We start from the raw sequence: 21695 nt of genomic DNA on the forward strand, positions 1-21695 counted from the left end.
GCCAAAATCCGGGAGGTGTCAGACACCTCTATTAGTAGTAGTAATATGGTGGGTAGGGGTATTCTTGGTAGGGTGGGTATCCTGTTGGTGGGTAGGGTGGATAGGGGCTATAATTCGAATATGGGTTATATGGATAGTAGTTTGGTGTATTAAATAAAGAGCCGACAAGCAAGCCACCTGCTAGTGCGCCTAAAAATGGTAATCCACCTTCAAACCCTCCGTAACCATGACCACCACCATGATGTCCACCGCTATGGCCATGTTTAGGCGCTCTCATTACATGATTGTGCCCATTATAAGGAATTGAATTTTGCTGATACCAATTATTATTTATCATCATTCTTCCCTCATTTCATGAATATCGTCCCTACAGCATATGCGATTGCCTAAAAAGTAATTGGGCGACTGGTCATGATTGAAGAATATGCATCCTCTTCCACTTTTCATTCAAAAAACATCATTCACCAATAAAAAAAGCGACCAATGACGATCGCTTTACTCCTCTAATTTAACAGTACTTCTAAATTAATCAAATGACTCCCACTCTACATCCAATTGTTCAATTGTTTTCCAAAGACTATTTTCCCCATTTATTTTATATAGCGTATCCCCTATATAAATTTGATGCTCAAACACTTCCACTAGAATATCTCTCCATTTCATTGTACTAATCGATATGTTTTTAGCATCTCCTGCTTGATAGTCTTCCGTTTTTTCTAATTCCATGTCAGATGGTATGTATAACACCTGGTTCACTGTTTCCTCATCTGTTATTTTTACATACTTGATTGTTCGATCATTAAATACTGTAATACGAATGTCTTTAATTTTCTCCCCATCCAATACTTTAGACAATTCTGCACCAAAAGTGGTTTGGTTTGTCTCTGAAGGTTTCAAAGTAATTTCCTTTTCTACCTCTATATATAGATGATGTATTTCTATAATTTTCTTTTGAATGCTAGCATACCGATCATAGGCATTTATAAATTCTTGAATACTACTTAAATCTATATAGTTAATCTCTAACAATGCATCGGCCATTGTTTCTAAATCCTTACTAATCTGTTCATTATCAATAAAACCAATAGCCTCTTTTAATGCAAATCCACTTTTGGGAGTTTGGGTTATTATAATGCTGGGCGAACCATTCTCGCTCTCTTGCTTCAATAAACTGAACTCATTCATACTTCCTTTAAAATAGTCGTCTATTTTTTCTAAACTTGGAATCTCCACATCTCCCTTTGGATTAACAGATATAGCTGCCCTTTCTAACAACTCTACAATTCTAGACTCTGAATAAGTTAAACCATCGATTAATAAATTATTGAAATATTTTCGATATCCTTCTTCATCTATGTCTAAATCAAACAACTTGTCTGACTGTTCCTGTTCACTTACTGGTTCTTCCTTTATATGACGAGGAATCGTTTCATCACTTTGCATTACATTAACAAGGATAATAAAAGTTAGTAGTGAGATAGTTAATATGCTTATTTTACCAAGATTTCTTTTCACTTGATGTTCTCCCCCTGGTTTCTGGAAAGTTCTGCTATCTTCACTTTACCATAGTACTTTCATGAAAAACTAGTACAGGCTTTTATCTGTCCCACTTTATTGCATTAGATTCATGTATAATTGTAGAGTTAGTTAAAATGGTTAAAATACTACTTATACCTACTTGTTGACTTAACAAATATTTCATTGTAAGGAGGTTTCCATACATTGACTTATATACTAATTGGTTTAGGGGGTGCAATCGGAGCAAGTTTGCGTTACTTCGTCTCCATTATATTTCATACTGATCTAGTAGCTTCTTTTCCTTACGCCACATTAACTGTAAACTTAATAGGTTGCCTCATATTAGGCATTTTTTCTTCTGGTTTTGAACTAAAAAGGAGAATCAATCCAAGGTACTTATTTGCGTTTAAAACAGGTGTAATCGGATCATTTACTACCTTTTCTACTTTCAGTGTGGAGGTCTTAACTATGATACAGCATCACCAATACTATCTTACAATTATTTACATATTACTCAGTTCAATACTTGGGCTATTCCTTGCCTATCTTGGCATAAAAATAGGTGAATATCTTTCGCAAAGGGAAGTAACAAGATGATTAATTTTATCCTAGTAACAACCGGGGGATTTCTTGGGTCTATTGCACGGGCAATAATTTCTAAAAGATATAATAATCGGTTTGCACTGAAGCATTTCGGTACATTTCTCGTAAATATAATTGGCTCCTTTTTACTTGGCATTATCATTAATTTACAAGTCCAAACTAGCGTTAATCTATTTTTCGGGATAGGCTTTTTAGGTTCATTTACTACCTTTTCTACGTTTAAAATTGAGAACCTGTCATTATTAAATACTGCGAAGCGTAAACAAGCTTTGTTATATATATCCATAACATATATTTTAGGGATTGGTATGGCTGGTTTAGGGTTTTGGATAGGTCGTATACTTAGTTAGTTGCTACTTGTATTTTCTCCCTATACAGAACAAAAAAACCCCATCTAACCAAATGGGGTTTTTTAACAAAAGAAATATAGTTATTTCTCTTGCAGTAACAATCGTAAACCATTTAATATTACTAAAATAGTTGACCCTTCGTGAAAGACAACTGCTGAAGGTAGACTGAGTAAACCAAATAAGTTTAAAATAACTAACAGGATAATAACACCGATAGAAAAAGTAACGTTTTGAACGATAATGCGATTTAAGCGATGACTAAGTTTAAAACTATAAAACAGTTTTGCTAAGTTATTTTCTACGATGACAACATCACTTGATTCCATTGCTACAGATGAGCCACTTCCCATTGCAATACCTATATCCGCATTTGCCAACGCAGGTGCATCATTTATTCCATCGCCAATCATACCGACTACTTTATTTTTTTCTTGGCTTCTATTAACATAGTTAATTTTATCTTCTGGTAAACAAGAGGCAACATAATTATCAATGCCTACTTCTTTAGCAACGTTTCTGGCTACCTTTTCATTATCACCAGTTAACAAAGTAACCTGTACACCTTCTTCTTGGAAACTAGCAACCGCATGAGCTGACTCTTCACGTACTCGGTCAGCAAGTGATATATATCCTACAATCTCTTTTCCATTTCCTATCAAAACAGTTGTGTTTCCTTCTGCTTGTTTACTACGATAATTATGCACATCATTAAAACCATCAAATGCAGAAGGCTTTCCTACTTTGATGTTGCCTTTTCTAATCCCGAATCCAACTATCTCTTCAACAGATTCAGTTTGATCAACACTTTCTAAGTTAAGATTATTAAATCTAGTAACAATTGCTTCTGCAATAGGATGACTTGACTGCTGCTCCATGTAAACAACTTCTCTTAATATTTCTTCAGCCACATGATAGTCCACCACATGGAATTTTCCATAGGTTAATGTCCCAGTTTTATCACTAAACAACATATTCATTTTACTTAACGCTTCCATAGCAGTTCCGCCTTTAAATAACACTCCATTCTTTGCTCCATTACTAATCGCACTTAATGTTGCAGGTGTTGCTGATGCTACTAATGCACAAGGACTGGCAACTGTAAGTAAAACCATTCCGCGATAAAATGATTCTTGGAATGTAAAATCGTTAGTAAAATATAGAATACCAATAAAGATCGGGACAACTAAAAGTACACCAATGACATACTTGGATTCCAGTCGATCAATAACCCGAGATATCTTAGATGGTTTATTTTGTGCTTCTTCAACCATTCGAATAATACTGGAAAAAACCGTCTCATTGCTTAACTTACTTACTCGAAGATGAAATGCATTTCCGGTATTAATGGTTCCAGCAAAGACTTCATCCCCTTCATTCTTTTCAACAGGTATAGATTCTCCAGTTAAGGCAGATTCATTAACCAATGTTTTCCGATCAGTATATCCATCAATTGGTATTTGATTTCCTTTGGAAACGACAACAATATCTCCTACTACTAAATTTTCTGTAAGTACCTCGATGACTTCACCGTTATCTTTTAATACATGTGCAATGGACGGAACTTGTGACATTAATTCTTCAATTGCCCGCGTTGACTTATTCGTTGCATAATCTTCTAATACTTCAGCACCTGCAAATATTAGTAACAAAACAGCTCCTTCTGATTCATAGTTAATCATTACAGCTCCGATTGCAGCTAATATCATAAGTAAATCAACATTAGGAGACTTAGACTGAATCGTTTCGACGACTGCATTTTTTGCTGCATAAAATCCTAAAAAGAATATGGCAATATAAAAGAAAAATCGACTTACACTTTCGATAGTTGGACTAAACGTAAAACCTAATATGGTAAAGAGGATACCAATGAGTAAAAACTTACCCGGACGAGTCTTGATTAATTCATGTAACATAGCAGAACACCCTCTCTTCGAATCTGTTAGGTTGCTAACCTCCCAGATTGTAAGGATACAAAATAAGGCCATTTCAATATAGCCTTTTACCCATTTTATAACTATTATAATTTAATAATAAAACCAATTAACCACAAAGTCAATTAATAAAAACAATTAAATTGGTGTCTTTAAATGGGTGTCTGACACCTCCCGAATTTTGTCGAAGGGCATATTGAAAAAACTGATAGCAAGACAGTACTATCAGCTTTTTATGATTCCAGTGCATTTTATTTTATTATTCATTTATTCTTTCTATGAAGTTCCATATGTAATTCCTTTACTTTCTCTGCTAGTTCTGGGACAGGACCTTTTACTATCGTGTCGCGTATGACAGCTTGAATCGGTAAATTCCGCACTCGAGATGGTGAAACTCCCAGTTCAGACAACCAATGTGCTAATTGTTCAGACGAACTTGCATAGACAATCCGTCCTAACCCTACCCAACCATGAGCTGCAGCACACATAGGGCAATGTTCTCCAGATGTATAAACGATTGCCTTACTTCTTTGTTCTGGTGTCATATTTTCAGCTGCCCACCTTGCAATTGCAAATTCTGGATGTTGGGTATGATCACCACCAGCAACATGATTATGATCTTCAAACAGCACTTCGCCATCATCTGATACAAGTACTGAACCAAATGGCTCATCGCCTTTTTCCAATGCTGTTCTTGCTAATTCTACACAGCGTTTCAAGTGCTTTAAATCAGTATCAGTTATCATCACTTATTCCCCCTAACTTATTTAGAAAACTGTCCTTAATTAAGAGTGAATCAAATTTATCGTTTAAAAACAACCTATTCGATTATTATATAGAACACGGCTGTATCCATTTATTGAATAGTAGCCATTTCTATTCAATAAGCACTAATTATAGAAGCTAACATAATATTTTATAAAGAGATTGGAGCTGATTAGTTGAGCAAAATCAATCCAGAGAAAATAACGGTAAAATTCAGAGATGGCGTTATTGCTTGTGATCCTATAATGCCAAGGTTATACACTCTTACTCACTCTGATATGACTGGAGATTTATTCTTAACGATTGGCAAACACTATGCATGGGATAAAGTAAGTTCGATGAGAGATAAGGTCTTAACAGAGTGGAGACGAAATGGTAATTCCCTTTATTTTTTTGTATCTGTTCATGTGGATGGCGGTGAACATGAATTCCATCTATCAGAAAAACGGTCTGAAATATTTAGACGTGAACTCCCACTCGCATTAACAGCTATACGTTAAGGTGACAGACTACTTTTCAATAGGTATCCGGGGATAAACCAATAAACAAATCATCGTCAATTTTATATCCACTTATCCATCACTTGCAAAACAAGAAAATTGGGGCGCTTTTAATTAAGTGGTGTATTTTAGCGGTTTCTTTAGCGGTGCCTGACACCACCCGGTTTTTGTAAATTTTTGTCGAATATAATGACCCCAAATATACCTAATAATCATTAGAATAGGCTATTCAACCAATCGACAATTTACAACAATTTTCGGGAGGTGCCTGACACCCTCTTAGCCGAATCGTTTACGGAAACCACATTTTCTACATAATTCTTCTACAGCCACTCGTCTGGAGAAGCCATCTACTAGGTTTCTTGCGCGATCCATTTCAATAATGTTGGAAAATGAGTTCTCATTAATATTCCCTAAATCAATAACCCCTTCACCGTCCAGACAACAAGGAATAACGGTTCCATCTGCGAGAATACCTGCTTGGTTTCGCAACCCATAGCAAAATCCTCTGCCGTCATCTTCCTCTTCATCTAAAGATGGCCATGTAAACTCATAATCTTGATTGATATAGACACGGTCTGCAATTTTAATACCGCCACCTGGCTGAACTTTCTCTTCAATTTTATAATCTAAATTAAATTCATCCTCAATAATTGCTAGTAATTCTCTGTTTCGTTGCTTCTCTAGATTTGTCTTATTATCTTCGGTTAAGTTCCACAATCGTAAAGATACGATGACTTCCGATTTGCTTCTTGCTTCTTTTATAAAAGAAAGAATTGTTCTCACATAGGCTTCCTTATCTCTATTTCGAAGAGCAGGATTGCCATCAAAGCTATGGAGTGAGAAATTTAATTGTCTTAATGCAGGCTTATTTATTAATTGTTCTTTTTTCTTCTTGATTAATGTTCCATTCGTAGTAACATGAACTTTAAATCCTTTTTCATGACTAATGTCTAATAAATCTCCTATCTTCGGATGAAGCAGCGGCTCTCCTTTTACATGTAAATAAACATAATTTGTATGTGGTTTAATTTCATCCAACCGCTTCGAATAATCCTCCAATGAAATGAATTGCTTCGGTCTGAGTGTTGGTGGACAAAACGTACAAGCAAGATTACATACACTCGTAATCTCTAGATAAACTTTCTTAAACTTTTTCAATTCCATTCCCCGCTTTACACAAAATAGTAATAACTTCAAACATGTAATTCAGCATTCTGGACACTAGTCTTCAAGTACGGGATAACTATATCTATTAATGATTGTTATATTAAATATCATACCTATTATTGAACTTTTAAACAAACAGTGTCAAAGTTCTTCCATTCCTCGCATCGCACTAAGCTAATAAATTTGGTGTTATACATATCAGAATATTATGTTAACATTTAAATAACAAATGAGGTTTATAAAATTTAATGAAAGAAGGAATCCATCATGGGAAAAGTTGTTGGGTTTGAAATAAGTAGCCAAAATCCAGAAAAAGCAGTTGAATTTTATTCGAATGTATTTGATTGGAAGGTTGCCGATCCTCAATGGGATTATTGGGCAGTGAATACAAAAGGGGAGGATGTCGGTATAGGTGGTGGAATAAGTAAAGGTCCAACCGATTATCCTCATGGTACTCGTATTCAAATTGAGGTAGACTCTATAGATGATTCAATAAAAAAAGCAGTAGACAACGGGGCTGCAGTTGTTAGGGATAAGATGGAATTTGACTCATTTTATCTTGCTTATTTAATTGATCCTACAGGTGTTGGATTTGGATTAGTACAAAGGAAATAGACTAGCTATTTCTTATCTGAGGGAACAAACTAGAATAATTTATAAAGGGAGTAATAATACTTGCTACTGCAAAAAGAATACACAAACTTATTCGATGATGTAGAAACTCATGTAAAAGAAAGCGCCAAAAAGTTAGGTGCTAGTGGTGCTGCGCTTTTTATAATACATAATGATAAAATCGCAACAGAATCATATATTGGTAAACATTCAAACAGTACAAATGCTCGTACTATTCAAATGAACTCACAATTTCATGTTGCATCTGTAAGAAAGGCTTATATCGGGTTTGCTGCTGCCTACGCTATTTACAATGGTTACTTTTCCATTGACGACCCAATCCGTAAATTTGTACAAGGTCCTCATTTACCCGCATATGAGGGTGTTACAATACGTCATTTACTAACTCACACACATGGATTAAATATAGTTGACGGTATGTTGATAAGTGAATATATACCCGGTGAATCATGGGCATATCGAGGTCCAAGTATTGACTTACTGACAAGTATTATTAAAAAAACTACAGGAAAAACGGTGGCAGAAATTATACACGAGCAGGTAATCGAGCCCTTAGACTTTCATTCAACAGAGTGGATTAAGATGAGTAAGCCTCATTCAAAAATTACTAGCATAATTCGCGATGCTGATAACCGCTTCTGGACCGAAACAGATATTGTAGATGGTTCAGGGATGAATATGTATGTATCTGCACAGGAACTTGCTTTATGGGGCTACCTTCATCTTAAAGAGGGAGATTGGGGAGGAAAGCAACTTGTCCCTAAAGAAATCATTCGCATGGCAACTTCCATTCAAACTCCTAACCGGAAACTTCCTATGCAAAAGAATGGGTTTCTATGGTTTGTTAAAGACACGAACTATTCCTTTAACCAAATAGGTGATAAGGTACCTAAAGGTTCCTATCAATTACTAGGCTATACCAATGTTGCTCTGCTCGTCATTCCAGAGGAAAATCTTGTAGCTGTAAGAATGTTCAATCGCTATGGCTCATCAGAAGGATATAATTATCTAGACGACATCCGCTCATTTGGAGACACCGTTTATACAAGTTCTATAAAATCGTGTAGAACGGGTTAAGGAAAGGGTTAAGATGACTAATTACGAAAAACAATTGATCGATATAATAAAACAAGACAAGCAAATAATGTCCATCCTTGAAGTTGTTGAGAAATTAAATTTAAATGACGCTTTTGTATGTGCTGGACTTATTAGAAATAAAGTCTGGGATACCTTGCATAGAATTACAACTCCGATACAGGACATTGACGTTATCTACTTTGATTCTACTGATACTTCGAGAGAAATAGAAAAGGAATTAGAAAATAAACTAATAAAATTACTACCAAATCAGCCTTGGTCTGTTAAAAACCAGGCCCGTATGCATGTGAAAAGTGGGTTCAAACCCTTTTCTTCATCTTATGAGGCAGTTGCTCATTTTCCAGAAACTCCAACTGCTGTTGCTTTAAGACTTTGCAATAATAGTATGGATATAATGGCTCCTTATGGCTTACAAGACTTATTTGAATGTAAGGTGAGACCAACACCTTTTTATGAAAAAAGCAGTCAATTTTATACAATCTATTTAGAACGAATAAAAATGAAAAAGTGGAATGATATATGGGAAGGATTAACGATAGAAATATAGAATGACATAAGTCTGAACTTAATTAGAAAAGGAGCTTGTTTATTAAGCTCCTTTACACATCTTAGATTATTAATGCTCTCCACTCCACAGGTGATCATTTAACCTTACCGCTTATTCATACCTTTTTCTTCAACAAAGCCCTTCATATACATACGGCTCTGTTTTTCTAACATCTTCGCTATCTGACTGGTCCAAGTATCTGACCTTTTTCCATTAGTTCTTTCTAAATAATACTTTTGAACAACTTCATTATACGATTGAAGTTCCTGTACGTTTGATTCATGCTCGCTATTATATTCGTTCTCATGGTAAATATGTTCTAATGGTATTCGTGGCTTCTTGTCATTTATCTTTGCTGGGTATCCGACAACAAGCCCAAACAGAGGGATAACTCGATTTGGAGTACCTAAAATCTCTGATACTTTTGTCAGATCATTACGTATACCACCGATATAACAAATTCCAAGCCCCATGGATTCTGCAGCAATACTTGCATTCTGAGCCGCTAAGGCAGCATCAATCGTTGCCACCATGAACTTCTCCGTTGATTCAATCGAAGGAAGCACGTCCACGCTTTCCATCTCACCGATGATTTCATGACGATATAAGTCTGCACAAAATACAAATAAGTGACCATTATTTACAACATAATCTTGGTTAAAAGCAACTTCTGCTAATTGTTCTTTTTTCTTCTGATCCGTCACCCCAATGATGGAATAAGCTTGAACAAAACTCGACGTCGAAGCAGCTTGTGCACTCCTTACAATTGTCTCTATTTGCTCTCTTGTTAATGCTCGATCTTCAAAATTTCGAACAGAACGATGGGCTAGTATTGTATCTATTACTGTATTCATGCTGTTCACCTCTCCTATACTCATTCTAATCAAGTCATCAACTATAATTCAATTATTATCGACTTTTTCAAATTTTCTTAAGCAATCTGTTTCTTATCAATTATTTCTTGTTATATAATTTTAATAATAAAATAATTTCTTCTAAGGGATCAGTTAACCATTCTCTTTATTATTCACCCAAAAGAGTGACTGGTATCTTAAATAAGCGATAAGGAGATAGGTATATGAACAGTAAGTTTAGAATTGGTATCGTAGGTTATGGAAATCTTGGAAAAGGTGCTATTAAGGCAATCAAACAAACAGAGGATATGGAGCTAGTTGCAATCTTTAGTCGAAGAGATCCAGAGGCACTAAATCTTATTGATCCATCTACAAAAGTTGTACATATCTCTAATGCAATTGATTATGTAGATAAAATTGATGTGATGTTACTATGTGGTGGTTCTGCAACGGATTTACCAGAACAAACACCTCATTTTGCAAGTATGTTCAATACGGTGGATAGTTTTGATACCCATGCTAAAATTCCTGCATTCTATGAAACTGTCAACGAAGCAGCTACTAAACATCGTAAAACTGCAATTATTTCTGTAGGGTGGGATCCGGGCTTATTCTCCATCAACCGTGTCATGGCAGATGCTATTTTACCAAATGGTACAAATTATACATTCTGGGGGAAAGGATTAAGCCAAGGACACTCTGATGCGGTAAGAAGAATCCAAGGAGTTAAAAATGGCGTCCAATACACGATCCCTTCAGACAATGCAATTGAACGGGTGCGTAATGGGGAGAATCCAGAATTATCTACTGCAGATAAACATACTCGAGTCTGCTATGTTGTTGCCGAAGAAGGAGCAGACAAAGCAGCGATTGAGCAGGAAATTAAAACAATGCCTAATTATTTTGCAGACTATGATACAGATGTACATTTTATTTCTGAAGAAGAACTAGCTCGTGATCACTCCAAATCACCACACGGTGGATTTGTCATTCGCAGTGGAAATACAGGAGAAAATAATAAGCAACTTTATGAGTTCTCTCTTAATCTCGATAGTAATCCAGAGTTCACTGCCAGTGTATTAGTAGCATACGCACGTGCAGCGTATCGTTTAAATAAAGAAAAACAATATGGTGCAAAAACAGTTTTTGATGTTGCACCAGGATATATTTCGCCACGTTCTCCTGAAGTACTTCGTAGAGATTATCTATAGTTCTTCAAGAAAAAGTCCACCTAGATCTTACAAAATTTCTAGGTGGACTTTTCTATTAACATTGCTTTTACAATTTAAAAGCTAGGTTGTGTCTTTCTCCACCCACAATACTCCTCTACGTCCTTGGATTAGATAAATCATATCCATTACCACCTTTCCTTAATTTTTAATCCAGAATTACCATTGAGTATAATGAGTTACTTTTTGCTTGTTTTCTTCATAAAATTTCTTCGCTTTTTCATTTTGAATTAATTCTTCAAAAGAAGTTTCACGTTTTTGAATTGTAATTGTAAAAAGAAAAATATTTAATGTCATGTAAATCACCTCCTTAAAAAGCATATAAAAAAACCGCAGAGAGACACTCCCTACGGCAAAAAGACACAAAAATACCGCAGGGCACGCTTCTCCCTGCGGTACGGATATGCTTAATTTCATTAGAAAAACTTGAGTTTTAATCATTGTTTTCTTTTACAGGTGGAAAGAAAGGTATACTTTCCATCCAAAAAAATCCTTAAGCGACCCATTCCGATCTGGTCGAATGCGCGACTAATAATTTAGTTGTAGTTGTTAGTGACATATTTTTAACGATAACCATCATTTCATTCGACCTCCTTAAGAAACTTTTCACTCACTTGGTAATTATAACCACTATATTATTATTTGTAAATGGTTTAAGTTAATTTTCTAAAAAATAATTTGAATCTGAAATATCCGCCATACAAATGATACTTAACCTAATAAAAATTATTAATATGAGTATTTTACTATTTTTAAAAAGTTTCATTTAATTTAAATTGCCTATGGTATACTTTTTTAGAAGTTAGTTTTTCATCTAAACATATGGGGGTTTATACATGAATGTAAACGAGGCAAAGTTAGAGTTAATGAAGCAAACAAAAAAGGGGATTGCTATGTTCTATGTAGGAACTGCTTTTTGGTTTCTAATGGGGCTATTAAGTTTTATTGATATGCACATTAATTTATTAGGATTGTTTCACCTCATTGGAATCGGAATGCTTTTTCCATTAGGTATATTAGTTTCCAATCTATTGAAGATAGACTTTATTGCAAAGGACAACCCTCTGTCAAATCTGGCAGGAATTTTAGGTGGCATGCAAATACTCTTTGCACCAATTCTAATTCTAATATATATGGAAAATATTGAATGGTTACCATTCTTTATTGCTGTACTAACTGGAGCGCACTTTCTTCCTTTTAGTGCATTATACAATAGTAAAGCTTTTATTTTTCAATCGGTAGGGGTTATTGTTTTTGCGTCCATCATCGGTTTTGGGTTTATGAATTACGTTTATACGATCTTGCCATTTGGATTAAGTATGATTTATTTTGTTACATTAATACTTTTAAACATTGAAAATAAAAAAATTGCATCTATTAGTACGAACCATTCTCTTGCATCCTAATAAACTACTGTAATAATGAAGGCCCTTTGTGGTCTTTTTTACTTCATAATAATTGACCTGATTCTACCAATTTTTCAAATAAAGATTCATACATTTCCTAAACATCTTGAATATACATTGATAACAATACAGTTTTAAGATTGGAGGGAAGTAAATTGGATGATTTATTAACGGTTTTGGTAATTTTCATTGTCTTACTATCTATTATTATTCAATTCTTTATTTCCACAAAAAAGACGTGGGAGAGAAAAAAGAAATTTGCCCTAAGTATTAGTCTATTTTTGTTCATGTCCATAGTAAACATTAGCTTACATATCATACTTGACTATCTTCCTTATGCCCCAATTAGTGGGATCGTGCTAGTTTTCACTATTGCTTGGGGGATTTTCATCTCAATTATTGCGGGTGTTTTACAAATTATCACGGCTATTGTGGCTAGTTCAATTTCGAGAAAGAAAGATTCCAGGTAAATTTCGCAAAATTGAATTGTATAAAAACGAAAAATATCAAGGAATTTTTTGGTCCTTGATACTTTTCTTTGTATATAGGGCGTGCTGTCATCGGTTCTATTTCTTCTTTGCAGCTGCCTTTATTCCTACAACTGTAAACACATCATTTAAACTTACTGTTCTAGAAAATTTCAGGTTTCTATTGGGGGAAAATCCTTCTTTATTATAAAACCTAAAAAATAACTTATGTTAGAAAGCGACCCTTTACCCTTATAAAGAGTCGCTTTTTCCTGTGAATTTGTTTTACGTAAATTGCCTGCTATTCTTCATTATATCATTCAACAATCCTCATATAATTTGATGATTCTGATTCTTTCTTAGAAACTCTTGCATATATATCTAGAAAACCGGAATATCGGCTTTGTAAAATTACGAAGGGGGCTTTAATTATGAAATATATAATATATTTTGGTTTAATGATTTCGCTAATTCTCCTACTAGTAGCGTGTGGCAGTGAAGATTCCGACACCTCAGGTAACAGTGATAGTAATGCTTATACCGTTGGTGTTGATGTTACATATCCGCCTTTTGAATTTCAAGAAGATGGAGAAATGAAAGGTATTGATATTGACTTAATCCATGCCATTGCAGAGGACCAAGGATTTGAAGTTAAAATTGAGGCAATGGACTTTAGTGGTATTATTCCAGCAATGCAAGCTGGTGAACTTGATATTGGTATGGGTGGAATGAGTATTACAGAAGAGCGTAAGGAAACCGTAGATTTTTCAGATCCATATTTTGAATCTGGTTTGTCGTTAGTGATCGCTAGCGATAATACAGAAATTAATAGTATTGAAGATTTAGAAGGAAAAATAATTGCCGTCAAGAATGGAACAACAGGCGCAAAATTCGCAGCGGACAATCAAGGTGATTACGGCTATGAAATCATTCAAGTCAAAGACAGTACTTCCATGTTCCAAGAAGTTGCCAATGGAAATGCGGATGCCTTGTTGGAAGATTATCCCGTGATCATGTATGCAATTGCTACAAGTGACTTGGAATTAAAGGTTGCTGGCGATAAATTAAATGGTGACAATTACGGAATATCTGTATTAAAGGGCAAAAATGACGATCTACTTCAAAAGATCAATGATGGCTTAGCAAATTTAAGAGAAAATGGTAAATACGATGAAATTATAGATAAGTATCTAGGTGAATAAATACGTTTAAATTTTTGATTCAAGCGCGCAAATTTTCCGCGCGCTTCCTTCTTTAAAGGAGCTGAGTACATGGAAGCAATATTGAATGCCCTTCCATACCTTTTGGAAGGGTTAAAGGTAACGATATATATCTTTGTTATCGCAATTATTCTTGGTTTTATCATCGGACTAGTTGTCGCATTATTACGTTTATCACCTGTCAAGGTCTTAAATTGGGTAGCTAAGATTTTTATTGATGCCATTCGTGGTACACCGATACTCGTTTAATTGTTCTTCTTCTACTATGGACTAAACTCGTTAGAATTTATTTCTTTAGACCGTACAACAGCAGGTATTATCACGGTAGCAATTAATGCAGGGGCGTATTACGCCGAGAACATTCGAGCAGGAATCCAATCCATCGAAAAAGGACAAACCGAAGCAGCCCGTTCGCTAGGATTAACAAACAATCAAAATATGCGCTACATTATTCTACCCCAGGCCTTTAGAAGGATGTTACCAACTTTTACAAACCAAGCAATCATTAGTTTAAAAGATACTTCTTTGCTTTCTATCATTGGTATTGCCGATTTAACACAACAAGGTCATATTACTGTCGCCTCCTCCTTCAAAGCTTTTGAAATTTGGTTTGCGGTAGGTGCCATGTATTTCATCTTAATTTATTTACTATCGCTACTATCTAGTTTCATAGAAAGGAGATTTGAACTACGATGACAATGATAGAAGTAAAAAACTTAAAGAAATCATATGGTGACCTAGAGGTTTTGAAAGGGATTAGTGTCGAGATAAAAGAAAAGGAAGTTGTCTGCGTTATCGGTGCATCCGGTTCAGGAAAAAGCACATTCCTTCGCTGTTTAAATAGGTTAGAGGAAATAACGGAAGGTCAAGTCATTATTGATGGCCAGGATATTACCGCAAAGGAAGCAAATATTAACAAAATACGCCAGGAAGTTGGCATGGTATTCCAGCAATTTAATTTGTTTCCACATAGGACAGTCATGGATAATATTATATTAGCTCCGATGAAAACCCGCGGAATTCCAAAAGAAGAAGCAATTGATTTAGCTTCCGAATTACTTGAAAAAGTAGGCTTACGTGAGAAGGCAATGAGCTATCCTGGCGAGTTATCTGGTGGACAGAAACAACGGGTTGCAATTGCAAGAGCTTTGGCAATGAACCCAAAAATAATGTTATTTGACGAACCAACATCTGCACTAGACCCAGAAATGGTCGGCGATGTGTTGAAGGTCATGAAACAGCTTGCGTTAGAGGGAATGACCATGGTTGTTGTTACGCATGAAATGGGTTTTGCGCGCGAAGTTAGTGATCGAGTATTATTTATTGATGAAGGGGTAATTGAAGAGGAAAATGTACCAGGGGAATTATTTTCGAATCCTAAAAGCAAGCGTACAAAAGCGTTTTTAAGTAAAGTTATATAGTATACAGCAAACAACCAATCTTACCATAAGATTGGTTGTTTGTATTACAGTATTTCTAATGTAAGTTTATTTCAGAAACTGTCACAAATTCATACCCTTCTTCATCTAAAAATTTTAATACCAACTCTACTGCTTCGACAGTTGATTTATGAATATCGTGCATTAGAATTATAGATCCCTCTGTGACGTTCTCCTTCACTATGCTTAAAACTTCATTAGGATCATGTGATTTCCAATCCAATGTATCAATGGTCCATAGAGTCGGAGGTATGCCGAGTACCTCCCGTACTTGATCATTTATAGCACCATATGGAGGCCGGAAAACAGTAGGTTGTTTCCCAGTTGCATTTTGTATAACCTCATTCGTTACTTGGACTTCCTCTAACATTTCTTCTTTTCCAAGGGAAGTTAAATTCTTGTGACTCCACGTATGATTCCCTATTTCATGACCATTTTCTGCAATTATTTTGGCAATATCAGGATAGAAATCAACCCTGTTTCCTAGCATAAAAAAGGTGGCTTTAGCACTATACTCATCTAGTAGTTGGAGAATCTCTAGTGTGTTAGTAGGGTGTGGTCCATCATCGAACGTTAGAGCAACGTACTTACCACTTGATGGAATGTCCTTATCCGAATCTTTCTCTAAATCATTTTCATCACTCGGTTCTGGCTTTTCTGGTAGTTCCTGCACATCATTGTCCTCAAAACCCATTCTTTCTTTCCACTCATCCGTTATTAAATCTCTCATTTTACTAAGTGGTATGGAGATTTCCGGTGAACCTGCAGCACCGGCTGTAACGACGTATTTATCAAATTTAAAGACTACAGACTTATTAGTGAGAAACATATTTGAAAATTTATTGTTCTCATCTTCAACCCACTTCTTTAAATAATCCTTAAAAAGATATATACTATATTCCTCTGATTGTTCAAATTCATTAAGTAATAAATTGTAAATAATATTCCTATTATGCTCATTGTCAATTAATATTTCTGTTTGTTGTATAAAGTTATTGTTCTTAATATCTACTAGAAACACTTTTGAACTTTGAGTCCCATTTGCTCCGGTAACAAAACTTTCTTTATTGAAGACAATGGAATAGGTATCTTTAGCAAATCGATTGATATCAAACAAAATATACAATGAGGCAGGATATTCCTTAAGAAATTTCTTGTTTTTCTCTACCTCATTTAGAAATTCCTTTTCGGATTCCGTTACATACTCACTAATTTTCTTATTCAAAGTTTGATCATAAAATTTCGGGTAATGAATGGCTATATTGTGTGTCACTTCATCTGTTATCTCGGTAATAATGTCAACACCGGAGTACACAAAGTGGTCCGTTTCCTCGCTACTTTCATTATTTTTTTTAAAAGGATCAGCATCATTACCTTTTAATAGAAAATAAGATAATAGAATAACGCCTAAAATACCAAAGATAATTATAATATAAATAGTTAATTTTGTTGGTCTCATAAAACTACTCCTACTAGAATTTCCTGTTGTAAACAGTATTATATGCCTAAAATCACCTATTTACAATGAATATATTATCGATCAAAATAACTATTCAATAGGGCGTACAACATGTGGTAACCAAATCGTTATACTGTCGTACTTCACCTACTGAAACAAAAACATCTTTATCAACTTCAGACTCATTTACTGTTGTTTTTCTATGTTTAAATTGAGCTACCGTGTACTTGGAGACAAGTCCTTGTTCTTTCATTATTCGCCCAATACGGCGGCGTGACACAGTCCATCCTTGCTTTTGTAGCTCCTTTTAATTTTCCTTTGACCATAAATGATTCGACTATCTTTAAAAGATTTTAACGATTAAAACGGTTAATTCTTCTTTTTTATTATCACAAATTTTCGCCTCATAATAATAGGTGCTTCTAGGTAGTTGTAGGTCGGCACACATTACTGATATCGAGTATTTGTGACGGTTATTTCGGATCACATCTACTTTCGTCCCATTATCAGCGCTGCTTGCTTTAGAATATCATTCTCCATCATCAGTCTTTGATTTTCTTTACGGAGTCTAATTAACTCTTCTTGTTCCTGGGTTCTATTGTCTTTCTCTTCAAATGATCCACTTGATTTATGCTGTCGAACCCATTTATCATAGGCAGATGGCGTCAGCTCGTATTCTTTGATAATTTCACTTCTAGGCTTACCAGAAAGGTGTAGTTGGACGATTTGTTCTTTAAATTCTTTGGTGAATGTTCTTCTTTCTCTTTTGGCCATAATTAATTCTCTCCTGACTTTTTATCATTCAAGTGTATATGACCTTACGAATCTGTCCAACTAAGTGTAACCTATCCAATATTCCTTAAAAATAATGTTTAATTTAGTGTTGACATACCATATGACCGATATAAGGTAAGGGATTTCCGAAATTAAATGAATATTTAAGTAGCAATCCTCATCATTCAGTTTCGCACTAAATAACAAATCTTCATAAACATCTATTAATTCTTCTTCGATAAAACTGTCTTTGCGAGTTTCTATCGTCTCTACATCAATTAGACCCAAAATTTCCTCGGGTAAATAGTTTTTAAAGAAATCTCTGGTGACTTCCAGATCACCAAAGGTTTCTTTAAAAAGATTATCGTGATGCTGATTTACTTTACTTGGGAACTCTGATTTCTTCTTGTAATCGCTGGGCGTTTCCATTACGTTGGACGGCGAGGTTTGCATTGTAAGAGGCATTTGAACACATCCTTTTTGAATGTGATGACTTACTGAGGATCTTATCTAAAAAGTTTATAACAGAAAATTCTAACGGAAACAATTGGACTGATTCTATAAAAAAGAGTCATTCTCTATCTATAACGCAGGTAGTGAGGAGCGACCCTTTTCAAAAAATATTCTTAGACTTTATTTATGTCTGTGCGTAGAACTCCAGTTAATATTCATCAAATCAAAATCTCATTATGCTCTATAATAGAATTAATTCCTCCATTCAATCCGACTCATTTTGCAATTTATTTAGAAGCATCATTTCCCATCCGCAATTTATCATCTGCAAGAACAACTATAGGAATTTTATTGTATAATATAGAGTAGATGCTTAACTGATTATCTTTTTCTTTAAGCATGGAAATACCCCCTTTCTTTGCGGTTAATGTTGTCTCGATAACTCCATTATACCAAAAAGTAAGGGGTATTTCTTTTTGTTTATTCAATTTATCCAATTTTCAGACCGACTCTTTCAGTGGTCTCGAACCGTCCCCATATTTCCTACTTAATCCACCATCCTGCTTTCTTTCGATTTCTCAAATGTTTTTTGCATTCGAGTGGCGAGCAGTGGTTTTAATACGATTCCAACAAAGAACGCTAGAAGCATGAATAAGAGTAGAATAGTCATATCCTTTAGAACGAGGATTGGAATCATTCCTCCTACTGCTTCTCTCAATAGGTTAATCGCATAGGTAAATGGCATAAATGCGTGAATAGATTGAAAAAACGGTGGTGCGACATCAATTGGGAATGTAGCGCCACTGCTTGATAACTGAAGCACAAGTAAAATAATTGCAAGTCCCTTACCGATATTCCCTAGGATGGATACTAGCGTATAAATGATTGTCATCAATACAACGGAAATAAAAATAGAAAATACGACGAATAGAACAGGATGTTTTGCGTAAATGCCAAGCAGTTGTAGATTTCCAATACTAACAACAAGTCCTTGTAGAACACCGACGATTAAAAATAAAATAAGTTTACCAAAATACACATGGCGAATAGTGTAATCTTTTCGCATATCAATGGGATGGACATTGGTTGTAATGGAATTGGATAACAACAGTGCCCCTACCCAAATACTTAGTACTGTATAAAATGGCGCATTTGCTGAGCCATAATTCGGAATTTCAAATAACCGCTCTTCTTTTAGATGAATTGGACTTGCAAAGAAGTCACTTTCCTCATCTAAATCATTTCGTAAAATATTGATTAAATCATTGATTTTATCCTCTTCCTCAATCTCACTAAAGTGATTTACCGTCTGATGAATAACCTCTTCAAACTCAGGCAAATACTCGCGACTGAAATGATTCAATTCACTTAATGAATCTTTCACCTTAGGAACTTCTTCTTCTAAAATCGTAGCTACATGATGGTATCTTTCTTCGATTAAAGGAAGTTCCTTGCGCATCATGTTAGCTACTGCATGCACTCTGTCCTCAATTTGCGGTAGTTTTTCATCAACAAATGCCGCTAAGGTTTCGATAACCGTAATTGCTTTTGGAAGCTCGGCTTCTGTTTTTTCAATGAGACCTTTTACTTTCGCTTCCACATCAGGTAAGTCATTGAGTAGCTTCTCTATTGTTTCTCCACCCGTATTTATTATCTGATCAGCGTGGGTCAGTATGTCACTAAGTGAATCTAAATCGGAGTAAGCATCCATTAATCTATTGTTCGACTGCCCATACCGCTCAATTAAATCTGTAAAGGCTGCAGTAAGCGTCTTTCCCGATTCCCAATTTATAGAGTGAGCCAAGTGTTCAGATGCTTGCTCGACTCTTTGGGTTCTTTCACGAACGCTGTTGAATTGATTTGAGTCGATACTTCCTTGTTCCAGCTCATTTTCTAGTGAAACCAGAACTTCTTGTAAAGCGGATAAGTCCTCTCTCAGACTCACCAATTCACGCAGCGTTGCTTGGACATCTTCATTTTGCTTGTCCTTATCTAACAAATTATATAATTCGATTGTTTGGTCGATTACATTGAGCTGATTGATTAATTGCTCGTTTATTTTTGTGATGGTTTCAGTTACTTCATCTAGCGATTCCTCATTTTCTAGCATAGCAAGAACTTGATTGGTCATCTGAGCTGTTTTATTTATAAATTGAAGTTGTTGTTTAATGATTTCATCTATTGTAACTGCAGACTCAGAAGCTTCATCAATAAATGTTTGTAACGCCTCAATATATTCTTCTGCTGTTTCCTTTTTTTCAACTAATGCTGGAATTGCTTCCTGCATACGGCCAATAATCTCTTCCGCTCTTTTCGTTTTCTCGTAGGCTTCTTCCAACTGCTCCGCCACTTCAAAAAAACGATTGCCAATCGCGCTTATATCTTTAATAGCTACTTCCATTTCTGGAATGGATTCCTCTAGCTTAATCATCTTCGCACCTAACTGATTAATTTCTGGAAATTTCTTCTCCAAGTCATAGATTAAATTGGCACCCTGATGAATTTCAGGAAAATAACCCCCTATTGCTAAAAATTGTTCAACACTATCATCAATCTCATCCCAGTCTTCCTCGACACCAATTAAGCGTTCCGCGAATTGATTAATCTCTGGGAAACGCTCCTCAAGCTCACCGATGACATGCTTTAGTCTCCGCATGGTCGGAAGTCCTTCTTCCATTCGAACGCCGAGCTTGTCAAACTGTTCAAAAAGGGCTTTTGATGTTTCTTCGATGAACTGATTATTCATTCCCGTAACGATTGCTGAAGCTCCAGCTGATGTCATTTTAGGAGCAATTGCATTGATTTTCTCATTCACTTGATACAATACTTCCGCCTGCTTCGGTTCTCCATCTAGAATCTGGACCAAGTCCTGCGAAAAAGCTTCCTCGATATAAATGGCAGCATATATATTTCCAAACTCTACTTCATCCTCTGCTTCTTGTTTGGAAAGAAATTGCCAACCAAAATCGTCATTATCTTTGAGGTTTTCAACAATTTCCTCCCCTATATTTATTAGTTCCCCTTCTATTTCTACCCCTACATCTTCATTTACAACAGCAATTTGTATACTCTTTGTATTTGCATAAGGATCCCATGTAGAACCTAGATTAAACCATGCATATAATGCAGGTAAAATAGTGAGTGCGATTAGCAGAAGACCGATAAAAGGAACTCGCTTTATATTCCTTAGATCTTGCTTAAAGATATTCCAAACGTTTTTCATAACTTCCTCCAATTTTATAAAGCAACTATTGACTAGAATAGTTTTTTGGTCAACTT

At 35.3% G+C, this 21695-nt stretch carries 23 protein-coding genes and 2 pseudogenes; 13 read left to right on the forward strand and 12 right to left on the reverse strand.

Features of this window, described 5'->3' with window-relative positions; genetic code table 11:
* Window positions 1–31 precede the first annotated feature (31 nt).
* A complete protein-coding gene (locus tag IEV35_RS16215; protein WP_229740778.1) occupies window positions 32–340 on the reverse strand; it encodes a hypothetical protein in 309 nt (102 codons plus the stop codon).
* 185 nt (window positions 341–525) lie between these two features.
* Complete coding sequence (locus tag IEV35_RS16220; protein ID WP_188385718.1) at window positions 526–1515, reverse strand: hypothetical protein; 990 nt, start codon at window positions 1513–1515, stop codon at window positions 526–528.
* Window positions 1516–1722: 207 nt separating this feature from the next.
* Between IEV35_RS16220 and crcB the strand changes: the two genes are divergently transcribed.
* Both crcB and IEV35_RS16230 read left to right on the forward strand, forming a co-directional pair.
* The gene (crcB, locus tag IEV35_RS16225; protein WP_188385719.1) at window positions 1723–2115 is read left to right on the forward strand and encodes a fluoride efflux transporter CrcB; all 393 of its coding nucleotides are present in this window, start codon (window positions 1723–1725) and stop codon (window positions 2113–2115) included.
* A complete protein-coding gene (locus tag IEV35_RS16230; RefSeq protein ID WP_229740779.1) occupies window positions 2112–2471 on the forward strand; it encodes a fluoride efflux transporter FluC in 360 nt (119 codons plus the stop codon). The genes crcB and IEV35_RS16230 overlap by 4 nt, the downstream gene beginning before the upstream one ends.
* A gap of 80 nt (window positions 2472–2551) precedes the next feature.
* Here IEV35_RS16230 and IEV35_RS16235 read toward each other — a convergent pair whose 3' ends face one another.
* Window positions 2552–4384: a heavy metal translocating P-type ATPase gene (locus tag IEV35_RS16235; protein ID WP_188385720.1), complete on the reverse strand. Its 1833-nt coding sequence runs from the start codon at window positions 4382–4384 to the stop codon at window positions 2552–2554.
* A gap of 281 nt (window positions 4385–4665) precedes the next feature.
* Window positions 4666–5148, reverse strand: a complete 483-nt coding sequence (locus tag IEV35_RS16240) for a nucleoside deaminase (RefSeq protein ID WP_188385721.1) — start codon at window positions 5146–5148, stop codon at window positions 4666–4668.
* Between the two features lie 195 nt (window positions 5149–5343).
* Here IEV35_RS16240 and IEV35_RS16245 point away from each other — a divergent pair, with 195 nt between their 5' ends.
* Window positions 5344–5667 (forward strand): staygreen family protein, encoded by a 324-nt coding sequence (locus IEV35_RS16245; protein ID WP_229740780.1) that lies wholly within the window; start codon window positions 5344–5346, stop codon window positions 5665–5667.
* A gap of 279 nt (window positions 5668–5946) precedes the next feature.
* Here the strand turns inward: IEV35_RS16245 and IEV35_RS16250 are convergent, their stop codons facing one another.
* Window positions 5947–6828 (reverse strand): radical SAM/SPASM domain-containing protein, encoded by an 882-nt coding sequence (locus IEV35_RS16250; RefSeq protein WP_188385722.1) that lies wholly within the window; start codon window positions 6826–6828, stop codon window positions 5947–5949.
* 276 nt (window positions 6829–7104) lie between these two features.
* On the opposite strand from IEV35_RS16250, the gene IEV35_RS16255 reads away from it, so the two are divergent.
* Genes IEV35_RS16255 through IEV35_RS16265 form a run of 3 tightly spaced genes read left to right on the forward strand, consistent with a single transcriptional unit; the run spans window position 7105 to window position 9115 of the window.
* Entirely contained in the window at window positions 7105–7452 is a 348-nt protein-coding gene (locus IEV35_RS16255) for a VOC family protein (protein WP_188385723.1), read from the forward strand.
* 60 nt (window positions 7453–7512) lie between these two features.
* On the forward strand, window positions 7513–8547 hold the full coding sequence (locus IEV35_RS16260; protein ID WP_188385724.1) for a serine hydrolase domain-containing protein: 1035 nt from the start codon (window positions 7513–7515) through the stop codon (window positions 8545–8547).
* Between the two features lie 13 nt (window positions 8548–8560).
* Window positions 8561–9115: a nucleotidyltransferase family protein gene (locus IEV35_RS16265; RefSeq protein WP_188385725.1), complete on the forward strand. Its 555-nt coding sequence runs from the start codon at window positions 8561–8563 to the stop codon at window positions 9113–9115.
* A gap of 104 nt (window positions 9116–9219) precedes the next feature.
* Here IEV35_RS16265 and nfsA read toward each other — a convergent pair whose 3' ends face one another.
* Window positions 9220–9969 (reverse strand): oxygen-insensitive NADPH nitroreductase, encoded by a 750-nt coding sequence (nfsA, locus tag IEV35_RS16270; RefSeq protein WP_188385726.1) that lies wholly within the window; start codon window positions 9967–9969, stop codon window positions 9220–9222.
* Window positions 9970–10193: 224 nt separating this feature from the next.
* Between nfsA and IEV35_RS16275 the strand changes: the two genes are divergently transcribed.
* On the forward strand, window positions 10194–11180 hold the full coding sequence (locus IEV35_RS16275) for a diaminopimelate dehydrogenase (protein WP_188385727.1): 987 nt from the start codon (window positions 10194–10196) through the stop codon (window positions 11178–11180).
* 177 nt (window positions 11181–11357) lie between these two features.
* Here the strand turns inward: IEV35_RS16275 and IEV35_RS16280 are convergent, their stop codons facing one another.
* Window positions 11358–11495: a YrzI family small protein gene (locus IEV35_RS16280; RefSeq protein ID WP_188385728.1), complete on the reverse strand. Its 138-nt coding sequence runs from the start codon at window positions 11493–11495 to the stop codon at window positions 11358–11360.
* A gap of 539 nt (window positions 11496–12034) precedes the next feature.
* On the opposite strand from IEV35_RS16280, the gene IEV35_RS16285 reads away from it, so the two are divergent.
* The 6 genes and pseudogenes from IEV35_RS16285 to IEV35_RS16310 all read left to right on the forward strand — a co-directional run bounded on the left by IEV35_RS16285 (window position 12035) and on the right by IEV35_RS16310 (window position 15712).
* Window positions 12035–12604 (forward strand): DUF7010 family protein, encoded by a 570-nt coding sequence (locus IEV35_RS16285; RefSeq protein ID WP_188385729.1) that lies wholly within the window; start codon window positions 12035–12037, stop codon window positions 12602–12604.
* A gap of 155 nt (window positions 12605–12759) precedes the next feature.
* Window positions 12760–13074 (forward strand): hypothetical protein, encoded by a 315-nt coding sequence (locus IEV35_RS16290; protein WP_188385730.1) that lies wholly within the window; start codon window positions 12760–12762, stop codon window positions 13072–13074.
* An 81-nt stretch (window positions 13075–13155) separates the two neighbouring features.
* Entirely contained in the window at window positions 13156–13224 is a 69-nt protein-coding gene (locus tag IEV35_RS20475; protein ID WP_188385743.1) for an SWIM zinc finger family protein, read from the forward strand.
* Between the two features lie 278 nt (window positions 13225–13502).
* Entirely contained in the window at window positions 13503–14273 is a 771-nt protein-coding gene (locus tag IEV35_RS16300; protein WP_188385731.1) for a transporter substrate-binding domain-containing protein, read from the forward strand.
* Between the two features lie 69 nt (window positions 14274–14342).
* A pseudogene (locus tag IEV35_RS16305) lies at window positions 14343–14987 on the forward strand (amino acid ABC transporter permease).
* On the forward strand, window positions 14984–15712 hold the full coding sequence (locus IEV35_RS16310; protein WP_308419800.1) for an amino acid ABC transporter ATP-binding protein: 729 nt from the start codon (window positions 14984–14986) through the stop codon (window positions 15710–15712). Before IEV35_RS16305 ends, IEV35_RS16310 begins: the two are co-directional and overlap by 4 nt.
* 55 nt (window positions 15713–15767) lie before the next feature.
* On the opposite strand, the gene IEV35_RS16315 is transcribed toward IEV35_RS16310, so the two are convergent.
* The 5 genes and pseudogenes from IEV35_RS16315 to IEV35_RS16335 form a co-directional block, all read right to left on the reverse strand.
* Window positions 15768–17189 (reverse strand): polysaccharide deacetylase family protein, encoded by a 1422-nt coding sequence (locus tag IEV35_RS16315; protein ID WP_188385733.1) that lies wholly within the window; start codon window positions 17187–17189, stop codon window positions 15768–15770.
* Between the two features lie 172 nt (window positions 17190–17361).
* Window positions 17362–17963: pseudogene (locus tag IEV35_RS16320) on the reverse strand (IS3 family transposase); the annotation flags it as partial.
* Between the two features lie 60 nt (window positions 17964–18023).
* Complete coding sequence (locus tag IEV35_RS16325) at window positions 18024–18428, reverse strand: Rpn family recombination-promoting nuclease/putative transposase (protein ID WP_188385734.1); 405 nt, start codon at window positions 18426–18428, stop codon at window positions 18024–18026.
* Window positions 18429–18703: 275 nt separating this feature from the next.
* Window positions 18704–18913 (reverse strand): hypothetical protein, encoded by a 210-nt coding sequence (locus IEV35_RS16330; RefSeq protein WP_188385735.1) that lies wholly within the window; start codon window positions 18911–18913, stop codon window positions 18704–18706.
* Between the two features lie 50 nt (window positions 18914–18963).
* Entirely contained in the window at window positions 18964–21639 is a 2676-nt protein-coding gene (locus IEV35_RS16335) for a YhgE/Pip domain-containing protein (RefSeq protein WP_188385736.1), read from the reverse strand.
* Window positions 21640–21695 lie beyond the last annotated feature (56 nt).

The organism is Ornithinibacillus halotolerans (assembly GCF_014637405.1).
Taxonomy (GTDB): Bacteria; Bacillota; Bacilli; order Bacillales; family Amphibacillaceae; genus Ornithinibacillus; species Ornithinibacillus halotolerans.

Bases quoted from the DNA above. Each gene is read 5' to 3' on its own strand.
- IEV35_RS16215 (WP_229740778.1), bottom strand. From the start codon at position 340: ATGATGATAAATAATAATTGGTATCAGCAAAATTCAATTCCTTATAAT.
- IEV35_RS16230 (WP_229740779.1), top strand. From the start codon at position 2,112: ATGATTAATTTTATCCTAGTAACAACCGGGGGATTTCTTGGGTCTATT.
- IEV35_RS16235 (WP_188385720.1), bottom strand. From the start codon at position 4,384: ATGTTACATGAATTAATCAAGACTCGTCCGGGTAAGTTTTTACTCATT.
- IEV35_RS16240 (WP_188385721.1), bottom strand. From the start codon at position 5,148: ATGATAACTGATACTGATTTAAAGCACTTGAAACGCTGTGTAGAATTA.
- IEV35_RS16255 (WP_188385723.1), top strand. From the start codon at position 7,105: ATGGGAAAAGTTGTTGGGTTTGAAATAAGTAGCCAAAATCCAGAAAAA.
- IEV35_RS16265 (WP_188385725.1), top strand. From the start codon at position 8,561: ATGACTAATTACGAAAAACAATTGATCGATATAATAAAACAAGACAAG.
- nfsA (WP_188385726.1), bottom strand. From the start codon at position 9,969: ATGAATACAGTAATAGATACAATACTAGCCCATCGTTCTGTTCGAAAT.
- IEV35_RS16275 (WP_188385727.1), top strand. From the start codon at position 10,194: ATGAACAGTAAGTTTAGAATTGGTATCGTAGGTTATGGAAATCTTGGA.
- IEV35_RS16280 (WP_188385728.1), bottom strand. From the start codon at position 11,495: ATGACATTAAATATTTTTCTTTTTACAATTACAATTCAAAAACGTGAA.
- IEV35_RS16285 (WP_188385729.1), top strand. From the start codon at position 12,035: ATGAATGTAAACGAGGCAAAGTTAGAGTTAATGAAGCAAACAAAAAAG.
- IEV35_RS16300 (WP_188385731.1), top strand. From the start codon at position 13,503: ATGAAATATATAATATATTTTGGTTTAATGATTTCGCTAATTCTCCTA.
- IEV35_RS16310 (WP_308419800.1), top strand. From the start codon at position 14,984: ATGACAATGATAGAAGTAAAAAACTTAAAGAAATCATATGGTGACCTA.
- IEV35_RS16315 (WP_188385733.1), bottom strand. From the start codon at position 17,189: ATGAGACCAACAAAATTAACTATTTATATTATAATTATCTTTGGTATT.
- IEV35_RS16325 (WP_188385734.1), bottom strand. From the start codon at position 18,428: ATGCCTCTTACAATGCAAACCTCGCCGTCCAACGTAATGGAAACGCCC.
- IEV35_RS16335 (WP_188385736.1), bottom strand. From the start codon at position 21,639: ATGAAAAACGTTTGGAATATCTTTAAGCAAGATCTAAGGAATATAAAG.